The organism is Arminella tubonensis, from assembly GCF_003240585.1.
GTDB classification, from domain to species: Bacteria; Pseudomonadota; Alphaproteobacteria; order Rhizobiales; family Rhizobiaceae; genus Rhizobium; species Rhizobium tubonense.
The window spans coordinates 591,835-606,592 of sequence record NZ_PCDP01000035.1 but is presented as its reverse complement, the minus strand read 5'-3'; the positions used below and the strand labels follow the sequence as shown (position 1 = coordinate 606,592).

12 protein-coding genes are annotated in these 14,758 nt (G+C 61.3%); 8 read left to right on the top strand and 4 right to left on the bottom strand.

Annotated features, from left to right (window positions below):
* Positions 1-1,335, bottom strand: a complete 1,335-nt coding sequence (locus CPY51_RS14595; RefSeq protein ID WP_111160909.1) for a UDP-glucose dehydrogenase family protein — start codon at positions 1,333-1,335, stop codon at positions 1-3.
* Between the two features lie 163 nt (positions 1,336-1,498).
* Positions 1,499-2,161 (bottom strand): GntR family transcriptional regulator, encoded by a 663-nt coding sequence (locus tag CPY51_RS14590; RefSeq protein ID WP_338049433.1) that lies wholly within the window; start codon positions 2,159-2,161, stop codon positions 1,499-1,501.
* A gap of 318 nt (positions 2,162-2,479) precedes the next feature.
* On the opposite strand from CPY51_RS14590, the gene CPY51_RS14585 reads away from it, so the two are divergent.
* From CPY51_RS14585 to CPY51_RS14545, 8 genes are all read left to right on the top strand, one after another.
* Complete coding sequence (locus CPY51_RS14585) at positions 2,480-3,565, top strand: ABC transporter ATP-binding protein (protein ID WP_111160907.1); 1,086 nt, start codon at positions 2,480-2,482, stop codon at positions 3,563-3,565.
* Between the two features lie 32 nt (positions 3,566-3,597).
* Positions 3,598-4,896 (top strand): ABC transporter substrate-binding protein, encoded by a 1,299-nt coding sequence (locus CPY51_RS14580; protein ID WP_111160906.1) that lies wholly within the window; start codon positions 3,598-3,600, stop codon positions 4,894-4,896.
* Positions 4,897-5,099: 203 nt separating this feature from the next.
* Entirely contained in the window at positions 5,100-6,014 is a 915-nt protein-coding gene (locus CPY51_RS14570; protein ID WP_111160904.1) for an ABC transporter permease, read from the top strand.
* Between the two features lies 1 nt (position 6,015).
* Positions 6,016-6,858 (top strand): ABC transporter permease, encoded by an 843-nt coding sequence (locus tag CPY51_RS14565; protein WP_111160903.1) that lies wholly within the window; start codon positions 6,016-6,018, stop codon positions 6,856-6,858.
* A gap of 4 nt (positions 6,859-6,862) precedes the next feature.
* A complete protein-coding gene (locus tag CPY51_RS14560) occupies positions 6,863-7,555 on the top strand; it encodes an aspartate/glutamate racemase family protein (RefSeq protein ID WP_111160902.1) in 693 nt (230 codons plus the stop codon).
* Positions 7,552-8,400, top strand: coding sequence for a GNAT family N-acetyltransferase (locus tag CPY51_RS14555; RefSeq protein ID WP_111160901.1), 849 nt, complete (start codon positions 7,552-7,554; stop codon positions 8,398-8,400). The genes CPY51_RS14560 and CPY51_RS14555 overlap by 4 nt, the downstream gene beginning before the upstream one ends.
* 211 nt (positions 8,401-8,611) lie before the next feature.
* Positions 8,612-9,907, top strand: a complete 1,296-nt coding sequence (locus tag CPY51_RS14550) for an adenylosuccinate synthase (protein WP_111160900.1) — start codon at positions 8,612-8,614, stop codon at positions 9,905-9,907.
* A 61-nt stretch (positions 9,908-9,968) separates the two neighbouring features.
* Positions 9,969-12,386 carry a hypothetical protein gene (locus CPY51_RS14545; RefSeq protein ID WP_111160899.1) on the top strand — a complete coding sequence of 806 codons (2,418 nt, stop codon included), beginning with the start codon at positions 9,969-9,971 and terminating at the stop codon, positions 12,384-12,386.
* A gap of 82 nt (positions 12,387-12,468) precedes the next feature.
* Here CPY51_RS14545 and rpoH read toward each other — a convergent pair whose 3' ends face one another.
* Positions 12,469-13,377, bottom strand: coding sequence for an RNA polymerase sigma factor RpoH (gene rpoH, locus CPY51_RS14540; protein WP_111160898.1), 909 nt, complete (start codon positions 13,375-13,377; stop codon positions 12,469-12,471).
* Between the two features lie 321 nt (positions 13,378-13,698).
* Positions 13,699-14,724: an RluA family pseudouridine synthase gene (locus CPY51_RS14535; protein ID WP_111160897.1), complete on the bottom strand. Its 1,026-nt coding sequence runs from the start codon at positions 14,722-14,724 to the stop codon at positions 13,699-13,701.
* Positions 14,725-14,758 lie beyond the last annotated feature (34 nt).

Here is a 14,758-nt window from a genome sequence, read left to right as displayed (position 1 = left end):
TCAAGCCCTCTTTGCGGCTTTGCCGGTCTCGGTCGGCCGTCCGATGCTGGTATAGTCGAACCCGTGCCGGACGACTTCCTCGCGACGGTAGATATTGCGCAGGTCGACCAGGACGGGCGTCTTCATGACGGATTTCAGCCTGAGGAAATCGAGCGCGCGGAACTGGTTCCACTCGGTGACGATGACCACCGCGTCCGCCCCTTGCGCCGCGCCATAGGCGTCGTCGGCATAGCTGATGTCGTCGATCACCTTGGCGGCATTCTCCATGCCTTCGGGGTCGTAGCCGACGATGCTGGCGCCGGCATCCTGCAGCGCCTGGATGACGGAGATCGCCGGGCTGTCGCGCATGTCGTCGGTGTTGGGCTTGAAGGTGAGGCCGAGCACGGCGATGGTCTTGCCGCGCACGTCGCCGCCGACCGCCGCGACCACCTTGCGGCCCATGGCGCGCTTGCGGTTGTCGTTGATCGAAATCGTCGTCTCGATGAGGCGGACAGGGCTGTCATAGTCTTGCGCGGTCTTCGCCAGCGCCAGCGCGTCCTTCGGAAAGCAGGAGCCGCCGTAGCCCGGGCCGGCATGCAGGAATTTGGAGCCGATGCGGCCGTCGAGGCCGATGCCGCGCGAGACTTCCTGGACGTTGGCGCCGACTTTTTCGCAGAGGTCCGCCATCTCGTTGATGAAGGTGATCTTCATGGCGAGGAAGGCATTGGCGGCATATTTGATCAGCTCGGAGGTGCGGCGCGAGGTGAAGAGCAGCGGCGCCTGGTTGAGATAGAGCGGCCGGTAGACCTCGGTCATCACTTCGCGGGCGCGGTCGTCGTCGAGGCCGATGACGATGCGGTCGGGGCGCTTGAAGTCCTCGATCGCCGCACCCTCGCGCAGGAACTCCGGATTGGAGACGACGGCGACGTCGGCCTCGGGGTTGGTTTCGCGGATGATGCGCTCGACCTCGTCGCCAGTGCCGACCGGCACGGTCGACTTGGTGACGACGACGGTGAAGCCCTTGATGTGCATGGCGATTTCGCGGGCGACCGCATAGACGTAGGACAGGTCCGCATGGCCATCGCCACGACGTGACGGCGTGCCGACGGCAATGAAGACGACGTCGCTGGCTTCGACGCATTCTTCTACCGCGGTCGAGAAAGACAGGCGGCCGGAGCGGACGTTGTCGGCAACCAGCTGCTCCAGCCCCGGCTCGAAGATCGGGATCGCACCCATCTTCAAGGCTTCGATCTTGGAGACGTCGTTGTCGACGCAGATGACGTCATGGCCGAAATCCGCAAAGCAGACGCCGGATACCAGACCCACGTAACCAGAACCGATCATCGTGATGCGCATGAAACCTATTCCTCAGCCTGCGTCGGGATCGCGGACCTGTGCCGCACCCCAAGCATTGTCGATCGCCTGCGCTTATACACAGCGTTCTCGCGGTGGGCCATATGGAGCCAACGTTTGTGCGGCAGTTGCACGAAAGTTTCATAGAACGGGGAAAAGCGGGAAATCAGACCTTCAAAATGTCCGACAGTTTCTTGCCGACCGGTTCGCGTTCGGAGAGGTCGAGGCCGGAGAAGAGGTCGACGATGTGGCTGACCATCAGTTCGGCGGCGTCTTTCGGCTTGTGTTGGGCGATTGCCTTGACCAGTTCGTGATGGGCGTGGTGTTCGCAGATCGTGTCGCGGCGGCGCCAGTAGAGGGCGACGATCAGCGACGAGCGCGAGCAGAGGCGACGGACGAAATCGGTGTAGATCGAGTGATTGGCGATCTCGGCGATCGCGACATGGAACTGGCCGGAGAGATGCACCGCCTCGCCGTCCTTGCCGGCGGCGACGGCGGCATGCTCTTCTTCCATATGTCTTTCGAGAAGGGCAATATCGGCGGGTTTGGCAATTTCGGCTGCCATGGCGGCGACCTTCGGCTCAAGCAGGGAGCGGGCCTCGAACACTTCGCGGGCTTCAAGCCGCGTCGGCTTGGCGACGAAGGCGCCGCGGTTGGGCTCCAGCGACACGATGTGATCAAGCGCGAGCGCCTGAAGCGCTGCACGGACGACCGTACGGCTGACGGAATAGATGTCGCCAAGCTCGTCCTCCGGCAGCTTCGTGCCGGGGGTGATGCTGTGACCGAGAATAGCGCTCCTGATCCCGAGGTAGACGGGCGATTGCTGCACAGGCGGCTGTCCTGCCGTCCGGCTTTTCCCTGATGTTTTGAGCATGGTTGTATTATCGGTCTGGAATCGAGTGTGGTTGCTATATTGCATTCAACATAGCCTATCATTGCGCGCAATACCACGTAAGTTTTGTATACAATATCTGATTACGTTGTGTGCATTTGCTCTTTTTCCCGCTCCCATAAAATGGGCAGTTTTGCGCTGCCCCTAAATTTCAAAATATGCAAATGGCAATATTACCAATAGTTTAATCTGACTTTTTGCAATTGGCACGGCCTTTGCAAACTCTCTAGCACAGGCATATTGCTAGAGGTGCAGATGGCAAAGGGCGATCTCGAACTTATCAGGCTGACGAAGCGCTATGGCAATGCGCTTGCGGTCGATGCCATCGATCTGAAGGTTCCGGCTGGTACCTACTGCTGCCTGCTCGGCCCCTCCGGTTGTGGAAAATCCTCGACGCTGCGCATGGCAGCCGGGCATGAAACGGTGTCCGAAGGCGACGTCGTGTTGTCAGAGAGCCAGATCACCCACGCGCGTCCAGCAGACCGTGGCACGGCGATGATGTTCCAGAACTACGCGCTCTTTCCGCATCTCGATCTGGTCGACAACGTCGCCTTCAGCATGAAGATGAAGGGCGTCAACAAGGAGATCCGTCAGGCCAAGGCGCTCGACATGCTGAAACTGATGCAGATGGAGCCCTATGCCAACCGGCGGCCGGCGCAACTGTCAGGCGGCCAGCAGCAGCGCGTGGCGCTAGCCCGCGCTCTGATCACCGATCCGGAAGCATTGCTTCTCGACGAGCCACTGTCGGCGCTCGATCCATTCCTGAAGATCCGCATGCGCGCGGAGCTCAAGAAGCTGCAGAAGACGCTCGGCATCACCTTCGTTCATGTGACCCACAGCCAGGAGGAGGCGATGGCGCTCTCTGACCTGATCGTGGTGATGAACAACGGTCGCATCGAGCAGGCGGCCGAAGCGCGCGAAGTCTTCGAGCGGCCGGCGACCGCATTCGTTGCGCGCTTCATGGGCGATCACAACGTGCTTTCCGGCCGCGTCACGGCGAGCCAGGACGGCGTCGTCAAGCTGGAGGTTCCCGAGGGGCAGACATTCTCCGTTCGCGGCAAGGCAACGGAGACTGGTGCTCCGATCGACATCGGCATCCGCACCGATCGGGTGCGGCTGGCGCCACCATCTGAGAAGAGCCTCGGTTTCAACGGCATCGTTTCGAATGTCGAATACCGCGGCGCTTCCGTAAAAATCACAGTCATAGGCGCGGGCAGCGAAGACTTTACGGCCATCATTCGCGACACGGAATACTTCGCCAAACCGGTCTCGGTCGGCGATGCACTGTCTTTGAGTTGGGCCTTGGAGGATGCGGTCCTCCTCGGCCGGGTTTCAGCCTGATCTTTCCATCATCCAAAAAAAGGGAACAGCAAATGACCAAGGAAACCAAATCCACCGAGACGGCAGGGGGCATTTCCCGCCGTACATTGCTTAAGACCGGTGCCGCCGCGGTCGGCGCCGTTGCAGGCTCCGGCCTCATCACCGGCTTTCCAACGATCTGGGCGCAGACAAACATCACGCTTCGCCAGTTCGGTACCGGCGTTTCCAACCTCAACGCCATCGCCGACAAGTGCAAGGCCGACCTCGGCATCACGCTCGAAATGACGGCAACCGACTCCGACGCCGCCGCCCAGCGCGCCGTGACGCAGCCCAATAGCTACGATATCGCCGACATCGAATACTGGATCGCCAAGAAGGTGTTTCCAACGGGCGTCCTTCAGCCGATGGATACCAAGAAGCTGAAATATTTCGACAAGATCGTGCCGCTGTTCATCACCGGCAAGCTGAAGCCGGACAGCGTGATCGCGCAGGGTACTGCTCCGCACACAGTCGGCTTCGTCGAAGGGCAGGAAAGCAAGAAATTCGCCAAGAAGCCGACCGAGTGGATGACGATGGTTCCGACCATCTACAACGCCGATACCCTCGGCATCCGCCCGGATCTCGTCGGCCGCGACATCACCAGCTGGGCTGACATCCTCGATCCGGCCTTCAAGGGCAAGACCGCGATCCTCAACATCCCGTCGATCGGGATCATGGATGCTGCCATGATCATGGAAGCGTCCGGTCACATCAAATATGCCGACAAGGGCAACATGACGAAGGCGGAAATCGACAAGACGATCGACTTCCTGATCAAGACCAAGGGCGACGGCCAGTTCCGCGCCTTCTGGAAGTCCTTCGACGAGTCGGTCAACCTGATGGCGTCGGGCGAAGTCGTCATCCAGTCCATGTGGTCGCCGGCGGTTGCCGCCGTCCGCTCCAAGGGCATCGCCTGCAAGTTCCAGCCGCTCAAGGAAGGCTACCGTTCATGGGGCGGTGGTCTCGGCCTTGCCAAGCACCTGTCGGGTGCGCAGCTCGACGCGGCCTACGAGTACATCAACTGGTACACATCCGGCTGGGTCGGCGGCTATCTCAACCGCCAGGGCTACTACTCGGCCTGCATGGACACGGCCAAGAACTTCATGACGGCAGACGAGTGGGGCTACTGGATCGAAGGCAAGCCAGCCCAGGGCGACATCATGTCTCCTGAAGGCAAGGTCATGGAGAAGGCCGGAGCAGTTCGCGACGGCGGTTCGTTCGAAGAGCGCATGGGCCACGTCGCCTGCTGGAACTCGGTCATGGACGAAGACCGCTACATGGTGAAGCGCTGGAACGAGTTTATCGCTGCCTGATGTGAACAGCGTCGGTTGGGGCAGCCCCTCATCCGGCCTGTCGGCCACCTTCTCCCCGCGGGCGGGGAGAAGGGGATAGACGCGCCTTCCGTCGTCCCTGACTTTCGGAAGAAGGACGGCAAACTCGATAGGTTCCCTCTCCCCGCTTGCGGGGAGAGGGTTAGGGTGAGGGGCAATCTCACGACCAGAACAAGGATCGGTAAATGACGACGATCGCGACGGCACGGGTGGAAACTGAGACCGGCAAGGCAGGCTGGCGCAACTGGTCGCTGCCGCTCGGCGTGCTGTCCTATCTGCAGGCATTGCCGCTGATCGTCATTCTCGGCTTCTTCTTTCTGCTGCCAATCCTGATGATCGCCGTGGTCAGCTTCTGGGACTATGATTTCGCGGGTATCTATCCGGCGCTCCTGTCGACGAACTATACCGACTCCCTCGGCTCCTGGGTTACCTGGAAAACCTATCTCAATACGATCAAGTTCATGCTGATCGTCTGGGCGCTGACGTTGTTCATCGGTTTCTGGGTCGCTTATTATCTGGCCTTCTACATCCGCAAGCCGACGACGCAGATGATCCTGTTTCTGATCTGCACCGTGCCGTTCCTGACATCGAACATCATCCGCATGATCTCGTGGATACCGGTGCTCGGTCGCAACGGCCTCATCAACTCATCGCTGATCAAGATGGGGATCATTCCGCAGCCGATCGAATGGCTACTCTATTCCGATTTCGCGGTCATCCTGGCCATGGTGCATCTCTATACGCTGTTCATGGTGACGCCGATCTTCAACACGCTGATGCGCATCGACCGCTCGCTGTTCGAGGCAGCGAGGGATGCCGGGGCGAACGGCTGGCAGATTCTCTGGAACGTCGTCATTCCGCTGGCAAAGCCGGGGATCGCCATTGGTACGATCTTCGTCGTCACTCTGGTCATGGCCGATTTCTCCACCGTGCAGGTGATGTCTGGTGGCCAGAGCGCTTCGGTGGCGCTGATGATGAAGAACCAGATGTCGCTGCTGCAATATCCGGCCGCAGCCGCCAACGCCGTCGTGCTGCTGATCCTGGTGCTGCTGATGGTTGCCGCCATCCTGCGCGTCGTCGACATCCGCAAGGAGCTTTGAGATGAACACCGAGAAGCGCCCGCTGGAATTCTATGTGCTCACCGCGTTTTTCATTATCTTCGTATTGTTCCTGTATGGGCCGTTCTCGGCGATTTTCATCCTGTCTTTCCAGGGACCGGACGGCGGGCTTACGTTTCCGCTCAATGGTGTTTCGCTGCACTGGTTCAGCAATCTTTTCCAACGGCAGGCGGTCGGCGATTTCGGCGCCTCGTTCGAGCGGTCCTTCCTGCTCGGGCTGATGGTGATGGTGGTAACCGTTGTTGTCTCGCTGCTTGCGGGTCTCGCATTTCGGCGGAAGTTTCGCGGCGCTTCCGTTATCTTCTATGGCACCGTTGCCAGCCTCGTCGTTCCCTCGATCATCATCTCGCTTGGGATCGGGGTTGTATTTCAACAATTCGGCCTGGCCCCTGCCTGGTACTCCTCGGCATTTGGCGCACATCTGACCTGGACGCTGCCGTTCGGTGTCCTCATCATGTTCGCCGTGTTCAACCGCTTTTCGCCTTCGTACGAGGAGGCGGCGCGGGATCTTGGGGCGAGCTCCTGGCAGACGTTCCGTTATGTGGTCCTACCGATGATTGCCCCCAGCCTGATCGGCGTGGCCTTGTTCGGCTTTTCGCTCTCCTACGACGAATTCGCCCGTACCCTGATGACGTCAGGCTCGTTCAACACGCTGCCGCTCGAGATCTACGGGATGACGACCAACGTGACGACGCCCGTGCTCTATGCGCTCGGCACGGTGACGACGCTGTTTTCGTTCACGATCATTCTGACATTCGTCGGTATCGGCATGATCATGCGTCGTCGGCGCATGGCTGAAGGGTCGGATGCCGGCAAGGGAATTTAAGCGCATGCGCATCTTGGTCATCAACCCCAATACGACGGCTTCGATGACGGAAAAGATCGGCAAGGCAGCCCGCGAGGTCGCGGGTGGCGGTACCGAGATCGTCGCCCGCAACCCGTCTTCCGGCCCCGCCAGCATCCAGGGGCCGGAAGACGGAGAGGCGGCACTTCCCGGATTGTTTGCCGAGATCGAGAGGGCGAACGACGAGGACTTCGACGCCATCATCATCGCCTGTTTCGACGACACTGGCCTTTATCAGGCCCGCCGGCGGACATCCCGTCCGGTGATCGGCATCGGCGAGGCCGGCTATCACGCCGCGACGCTGATTGCCGGGCGTTTCAGCGTCGTGACCACGCTCTCGGTCTCGATCCCCGTCATCGAAGACAACATCGTCACCTATGGTTTCAAGTCCCGGTGCGTGCGGGTACGGGCCTCGGAAGTGCCTGTTCTCGAACTGGAAAGAGCGGGATCGGATGCTTGCCGCACCATATCGCTTGAGATTGCTTCAGCATTGGCTAATGATGGATCGGACGCTATCGTTCTAGGCTGCGCGGGAATGGCGGATCTCGCCAACGAGCTTAGCCTGGAACACGGCGTGCCGGTCATCGATGGAGTTGCTGCGGCCGTCAAGCTTGCCGAGATGCTGTATGCGCTCGGTCTCAAGACGTCTCAGGCGGGGGAATTCAGGAAAGTTGCATGAGTTCAGCATTCGCCATTCGGACGATGCGGCCAGGAGAAATTGAGCTAGCCCTCGAATGGGCACGACAGGAGGGGTGGAACCCCGGGGTCGACGACGCTTTGGATTTCTACAATACCGATCCATCGGGCTTTCTTGTTGGCGCCATCAGGGAAGTTCCCGTCGGATGTATTTCCGTCGTCAAATATGGCGATGATTTCGCCTTTCTCGGCCTGTTCATGGTTCACCCCGACTTTCGTGGCAAGGGATATGGCAAGAAGCTCTGGGAGCGCGGGATAGCCTCGGCGGAGGGCCGCACCATCGGTCTTGATGGCGTGCTCGCGCAACAGGCGAACTATCAGCGTGCCGGCTTCGAGGTTGCCTACCGGACGGTGCGTTACGGCGGCGTCGCGAAAGCTCCGCCCGCCGCCGGTATTCTGGCGACGCCGATTGCTCCGGACCGGCTCGAGGGATTGCAGCGATACGACGCCGGAATGTTTCCCGAGCCCCGCAAGACCTTTGTCTCCCTCTGGTGCGGTGCACCGGCGAAGCGAAAGTCCGTCGTCGCGCGCAGCAGTGGCAAGATCAGGGGCTACGGCACGATCAGGCGCTGTTTCGAAGGCCACAAGATCGGTCCTCTTTTTGCGAACGATCCCGAGACAGCCAGCGCGATCCTCTCGACGCTGATCCCGGTGGCAAAGGGCAAGCGGATCTATATCGACGTGCCGGCAGACAATATCGAGGGCGTGAGGCTGGCAGAATCCCTCGGGCTTCAGCCGGTGTTCGAAACGGCGCGGATGTATCGGGGGCCAGCCCCAGCGTTGCCACTGAAACGCATCTTCGGCGTTACAACCCTCGAGCTCGGATAGCTGCCCGGCCGAACCCGTCTAAACCGTCTGTCACACCACTCTCGTCGGATCATTGAGGCGGATGGTCCCTTTGGCGCGTTCAGGCGCTGATAAGTCATGCAAAAAGCCCAATCTGTTGAGACAACAGGGTCGCTTTCCCAAAAACAAACCTTTATAGATGCGCGGGTTTGAGCAAGGCGCAATCGTTGCGCAGGAAGCAGGAAGTAAATAAATGACGAACGTAGTCGTGATCGGTTCGCAATGGGGTGACGAAGGCAAGGGCAAAATTGTCGACTGGCTTTCCGAACGCGCGGACGTGATCGTGCGCTTCCAGGGCGGCCACAATGCCGGCCATACGCTCGTCGTCGACGGGGTGAGCTACAAGCTCGCCCTCCTGCCATCCGGCCTTGTTCGCGGCAAGCTCAGCGTCATCGGCAACGGCGTCGTCGTCGATCCCCACCACTTCGTCGCTGAAGTCGAAAAGCTTCGCAGCCAGGGCATTGCGGTTACCCCTGATGTCCTGCGCATCGCAGAAAACGCGCCGCTTATCCTGTCGCTCCACCGCGACCTCGATGCCCTGCGGGAAGATGCTGCATCGAACAGTGGCACCAAGATCGGCACGACGCGGCGCGGTATCGGTCCTGCTTACGAGGACAAGGTCGGCCGTCGCGCCATCCGCGTCATCGACCTTGCGGAACCGGACACCTTGCCTGCCAAGATCGACCGGTTGCTGACCCATCACAATGCGCTTCGCCGCGGCATGGGCCTGCCGGAGATTTCATTTGATTCGCTGCATGAAGAGCTGACATCGGTCGCTCATCACATCCTGCCCTATGTCGACCAGGTCTGGAGGTTGCTCGACGACCAGCGCAAGGCCGGCGCCCGCATCCTTTTCGAGGGTGCCCAGGGCGCGCTGCTGGACAACGACCACGGCACCTATCCCTTCGTGACCTCGTCGAACACCGTGGCCGGACAGGCAGCGGCCGGTTCGGGCCTTGGTCCGACGGCGATCGGCTATGTCCTCGGCATCACCAAGGCCTATACCACCCGCGTCGGCGAGGGTCCTTTCCCTTGCGAACTCAACGATGAGATCGGGCGGCATCTGTCGACCGTCGGCCGCGAGGTCGGCGTCAACACCGGTCGTCCGCGCCGTTGTGGCTGGTTCGACGCAGTTCTGGTCAAGCAGACGGTGCGCACATCGGGCATTACCGGCATCGCTCTGACGAAGCTGGATGTACTCGACGGTCTCGACGAACTGAAGATCTGCACGAGCTACATGCTGGACGGAAAAGTCATCGACTACCTGCCAGCCAGCCAGGCGGCGCAGGCGCGTGTGGAGCCGATCTACATCACGCTCGAAGGCTGGAAAGAATCGACCGTCGGCGCGCGTCGATGGGCTGATTTGCCGGCCCAGGCGATCAAATACGTACGGCAAGTGGAGGAGCTGATCGGTGCGCCGGTTGCGCTGCTTTCCACCAGTCCCGAGCGCGAAGACACTATACTTGTGACCGATCCGTTTGAGGATTAATGTCTCGGATCATTGACAAATCCCTGTTCGGTCGCGTGCCGGATATCATGAGAAAGTACTGATGGCGGATTTTGTAGCAGTCATCCGACGGGCCGTAGATGGCCTGTCCGACAATACGCCCGAGATGCGGGTGAAGGTCTACGAGCGTGCGAGAGGTGCCGTGCAGCGGCAGCTCGAGAACATGAAGCCGCGTCCGCCGGAAACGATGCTCGCCCGCCAGCTTGAGAAGCTCGATGCCGCCATCAGGGAAGTCGAGGCTGAGCACGCGGAAGCCCTGGCGTTGCCCGGAGAGCCGCCTATCGAGGCTGCCGTCGCTGATCTGCCTGAAGAGCCGGTCCATGTGCCGGAGGAGCGATCGCAAGCGGCGGAACCGGCCGAACACATGTATGAGCCGCCGGCGCGGGAGCCGACGCCATCCGCCGAGGCCCCTCACAAGCTGTCTACAGAACCGGTGTTTGCCGCTCACCGCGACGAGCCGACCGGATGGCACCCGGCCGGAGAGGAAGGTGAGCCCGTCGAGGCTTGGCAGCTACCGCATTCCCCGACTGCTGCCGATGCACCAATTATTGCCTACCAAAGAACCGAGGAATACCATCCTGCTGCTTCACATGACGAGCAGGTCGATCCGGTCCACGAGGAATGGCCGCGCCAGGCAACCTCCGACATCGGCTATTCCGTCGACGAACAGCGTCATCACCTGTCAGAGGTTCCCGTCGAGACCGCGACTGCCGTGCCGAGCCAGCGTTTTGTCGAAGAGGTTCAGGGCGAGCCGCTGCGCGCGGATGCTGGTGGACGCTTCGACGACGTGTGGGAGGAACCTGCCGCTCCGGTCGTTGAAAATCGCGTCGAGCTTGAAACCTCGCTGGCAAAGCCCGCCTCGGCTATTGACGACCCTATCCTTGCACAAAGCTTCAGCAATGCTCCGGCTGCGCCGACGAAGATGCCGCCTGTAGCCGAAGCTTTCGCCTGGGAAGCCAACGCGTTCGACGAGGTCCCGCCGGCTTCTGCGCCGACAAAACCGGCCCGCCCTGTGGCGCGTGGCGAATTCGACGACGTCGATCTGTTTTCCGATGTGCATGGGGGCGCCTCCAAGGCCGCGCCTTTGTCGAAGAACGACGAACCCGGCGACGGATGGCGTGAACTCAGGGAACTGGCCGGCTACGACAAATTTGCGGCTGACGAGAGTGTTGGTTCGCCGGTGCCGCCAGATCTCGACCAGGTCGTCGCCTCGAAGCTGCAGGGGAAGAGCTTCCGCATGGAGCCGAAGCCGCGTCGCTTCGGCATCAAGAGGATCCTGCTCACCCTGATCGGCCTCGCGGTCCTCGGTGGGGGCGGCTATGCCTTCTGGAAGAACCGCGACGCTCTCAACAATATGGTCACCGGCCTCATAAGTGCTGCAACCAAGACTGCGACGGTCGTCGGCAAGCCGACGACGCCCGCCACTCCGGTTGTCAAGGCGTCTCCGACGGCCACGCCGGCCGCAACCGCCGCGGCAACGCCTGGTACGTCGACACAGCCTGCCGCAGCCAATGCGCCCAAAGGCACCGATGTCGCCGCGCTCGATAACAATGACAATACCGTCAACGGTAAGTTCACGCAGCGCCTGATGGCGAACGGCACCGAAGTGGATGCCGGTCCTGCCGCTGTTCCGGGACAGCCGGCGACGGTCGAGGGCAAGTCCGTCGCACAACAGAATGTCGCTGCCTCGGCAGCGCCGCCGGCAGCGGCGACACCCGTGCCCACAGGCGCAGCTGCAGCGGCGCCTGTTGCCGCAGCGACGGCCGCCGCGCAAGCGGCTCCGGCAGCGCCAACCGTCCAGGCCGACAACGCTCCATCACCGGCCGCCGTGCCGCCGGCTGCAACGCCGAACGTCCCAACGGCGACGCCGGCTCCAGCTGCCGATCCGGCGGCGCAGATCGGCGCGCCTGAGAAGATGTTCCTCTACGAAGAGCGGCTGGGACAGGCATCGCCCGCAGCGATCGTGGGTGCGGTCACATGGTCGCTGGTCGAGGAAAAGGGTGACGATGGTCGTCCTTCACCATCCGTCCAGGGCAGCATTTCCGTTCCCGAGCGTGGGCTGACGGCGATGGTGACCTTCAAGCGGAATTCCGATCCGTCGCTTCCTGCGAGCCACGTCGTTGAAATCGTGTTCTCCGTGCCTCCGAATTTCGAAGGCGGCAGCATCGACAGCGTCCAGCGTATTGCCATGAAGGCAACCGAACAGGATCGCGGCGACCCGCTGATCGCTGTTCCGGCGAAGATCACCGACGATTTCCACATGGTTGCGCTCAACGACTTTCCTGATGCGCGCAAGACCAACCTCGACCTGCTGAAGAACCGTGGCTGGATCGATATTCCCGTGACGTACCGCAATGGCCGCCGGGCGCTGCTGACGATGGCCAAGGGCCTGAGCGGCACGGACGCCTTCAACAAGGCGATTACGGAATGGGCGGCACTGGGCAGCGTTTCGAGCCAATAGCTGGCTCTTCCGCGAACTGGACATTGAAAAAGGCGGGCCAATCGAGCCCGCCTTTTCATTTGATCATATTGTCTGGTTTCGGTTAGGCGGTAGCCTCGACCACGCGCAGAGCCTTGGCGCGATCGAGAGCGTCCTTGCGGACTGCTTCCTGCACCTTCTCGAAAGCGCGGACCTCGATCTGGCGGACACGTTCGCGGCTGATGTCGAACTCCGTGGACAGGTCCTCAAGTGTGACCGGATCTTCAGCCAGGCGGCGTGCCTCGAAGATGCGGCGTTCGCGATCGTTCAGCACGCTCATGGCGCGGCCCAGCATACGGCGGCGCGTTTCCAGCTCGTCCTGCTCTATCAGAACTGCTTCCTGGCTCTCATGGTCGTCCACGAGCCAATCCTGCCACTGGCCGGATTCGCCTTCTGCGGCCTTGATCGGGGCATTCAGCGAAGCGTCGCCGGAGAGGCGGCGGTTCATCGAAATGACCTCTTCCTCTGACACCTTCAGCTTGGTGGCGATCTCGGTCACGTGCTCCGGCTTCAGGTCGCCTTCGTCGATTGCCTGGATCTTGCCCTTGAGGCGGCGCAGGTTGAAGAACAGCCGCTTCTGGTTGGCGGTCGTACCCATCTTCACCAGCGACCACGAACGCAGGATGTACTCCTGGATCGAGGCCTTGATCCACCACATCGCATAGGTGGCCAGGCGGAAACCGCGTTCCGGGTCGAACTTCTTGACAGCCTGCATCAGCCCGACATTGCCCTCGGACACGACTTCGCCGATCGGCAGGCCGTAGCCGCGATAGCCCATGGCGATCTTCGCCACGAGGCGCAAATGGCTGGTCACCATCTTGTGGGCAGCCTGGCGGTCGCCGTGCTCGGCATAACGCTTGGCAAGCATGTATTCTTCCTGCGGTTCCAGCATCGGGAACTTGCGGATTTCGTCGAGATAACGATTGAGACCGGCCTCGCCGGCGGTAATGGATGGCAGGTTATTACGGGCCATGAAAAGCACCCTCCAATTCGAAAATCCAGCCCCTTCGACAAGCACAACACGTGCCCCCAGAAGCAAGCCGAGGCGCGCGGGTCCAAAGACCCCGCACTAAGTCGATATGTAGATAAGTACGGCAAAACAGTGATTCAAGGATGGAGTCACGCAAGTGTGACGTCGGCGCAAAGATAGCCGCGCCGTCATTCTCAGGGTTATCTGGTGCCATTTTTCCAACAAACCCAGCGGCTTAGTCAATCAAGACCGCTAGCTGCTCGTGGAATGGCACCTTATGGCGCGATTATAGGCGCCCCGGACGATCCCGTCCAGCCAAACCTCTCATCCCCGCAGTGCGGCTGCCAGTTCCAGCATGTCGTCCGGCAACGGTGCTTCGAAATGCATGACCTCGCCGGTACGAGGGTGTTCAAATTGCAGGAGGTAGGCGTGGAGCGCCTGTCGGGGGAAGCGGTTGACGATGTCCCTGGCGTCGTCGGCAAGCAGGTTCGCCTTGGTCTTGAAGCCGCCGCCATAGGTGGTGTCGCCGAGCAGGGGATGCCCGATATGGGCCATGTGGACGCGGATCTGGTGGGTGCGGCCGGTCTCGAGGTGGCAATCGACCAGGGAGGCCAGCGCCGTCGCATCAGGCTGTTCGCGAAAGCGCTCGAGCACCTTGTAGTGGGTGATCGCCTCGTCGCTATCCTCCCGGTCGGGCCTCTGGACGGCGCGCTTGGTGCGGTCGCCGGTGGAGCGGCCGAGCGGTGCGTCGATCGTGCCGACGAGCGGACGCGGCCTTCCCCAGACGATTGCCTGGTAGGCGCGCTCCAGCGGCATGGTTCGGCCGTGGTCGGCGAACTGCAGCGAGAGATGCCGGTGGGCGATGTCGTTCTTGGCAACGACCATGACACCCGTCGTGTCCTTGTCGAGGCGGTGGACGATCCCTGGCCTGCGGACACCACCGATGCCGGACAGGGTGTCGCCACAGTGGTGGATCAGCGCGTTGACCAGGGTACCTGTCCAGTTGCCGGCGCCGGGATGGACGACGAGGCCCGCGGGCTTGGCGATGACGATGAGGTCCTCGTCCTCGTAGAGAACGTCGAGGGGGATGTCCTCGCCCTGGGGCGTCGGGTCTTCGGGTTCGGGCAGGTTGATCCGGTAACTTTCGCCTGGCTTCACCTTGCGCTGCGGGTCGGTGGCGGGCGCGCCGTTCATCAGCACCGCCCCGTCCTTGATCAGAACCTTGAGGCGGCTGCGGGAAATTTCCTCACCAAGCTGGCCTGCAAGCCAGGCGTCAAGCCGTCCTTGCGCGGTCTCGTCGGCGGTAAGGACTTTTATATTGCTCGCAGCTTCGTTAAAGGGATCGCTCAAAGGCTGTCTCTCCGGCGCTTTTTAAAACAAGGAT

What these genes read in the sequence shown, in the direction of transcription:
- CPY51_RS14595 (WP_111160909.1), bottom strand. Translation starts at nt 1,335, where the DNA reads ATGCGCATCACGATGATCGGTTCTGGTTACGTGGGTCTGGTATCCGGC.
- CPY51_RS14585 (WP_111160907.1), top strand. Translation starts at nt 2,480, where the DNA reads ATGGCAAAGGGCGATCTCGAACTTATCAGGCTGACGAAGCGCTATGGC.
- CPY51_RS14580 (WP_111160906.1), top strand. Translation starts at nt 3,598, where the DNA reads ATGACCAAGGAAACCAAATCCACCGAGACGGCAGGGGGCATTTCCCGC.
- CPY51_RS14570 (WP_111160904.1), top strand. Translation starts at nt 5,100, where the DNA reads ATGACGACGATCGCGACGGCACGGGTGGAAACTGAGACCGGCAAGGCA.
- CPY51_RS14565 (WP_111160903.1), top strand. Translation starts at nt 6,016, where the DNA reads ATGAACACCGAGAAGCGCCCGCTGGAATTCTATGTGCTCACCGCGTTT.
- CPY51_RS14560 (WP_111160902.1), top strand. Translation starts at nt 6,863, where the DNA reads ATGCGCATCTTGGTCATCAACCCCAATACGACGGCTTCGATGACGGAA.
- CPY51_RS14555 (WP_111160901.1), top strand. Translation starts at nt 7,552, where the DNA reads ATGAGTTCAGCATTCGCCATTCGGACGATGCGGCCAGGAGAAATTGAG.
- CPY51_RS14550 (WP_111160900.1), top strand. Translation starts at nt 8,612, where the DNA reads ATGACGAACGTAGTCGTGATCGGTTCGCAATGGGGTGACGAAGGCAAG.
- CPY51_RS14545 (WP_111160899.1), top strand. Translation starts at nt 9,969, where the DNA reads ATGGCGGATTTTGTAGCAGTCATCCGACGGGCCGTAGATGGCCTGTCC.
- rpoH (WP_111160898.1), bottom strand. Translation starts at nt 13,377, where the DNA reads ATGGCCCGTAATAACCTGCCATCCATTACCGCCGGCGAGGCCGGTCTC.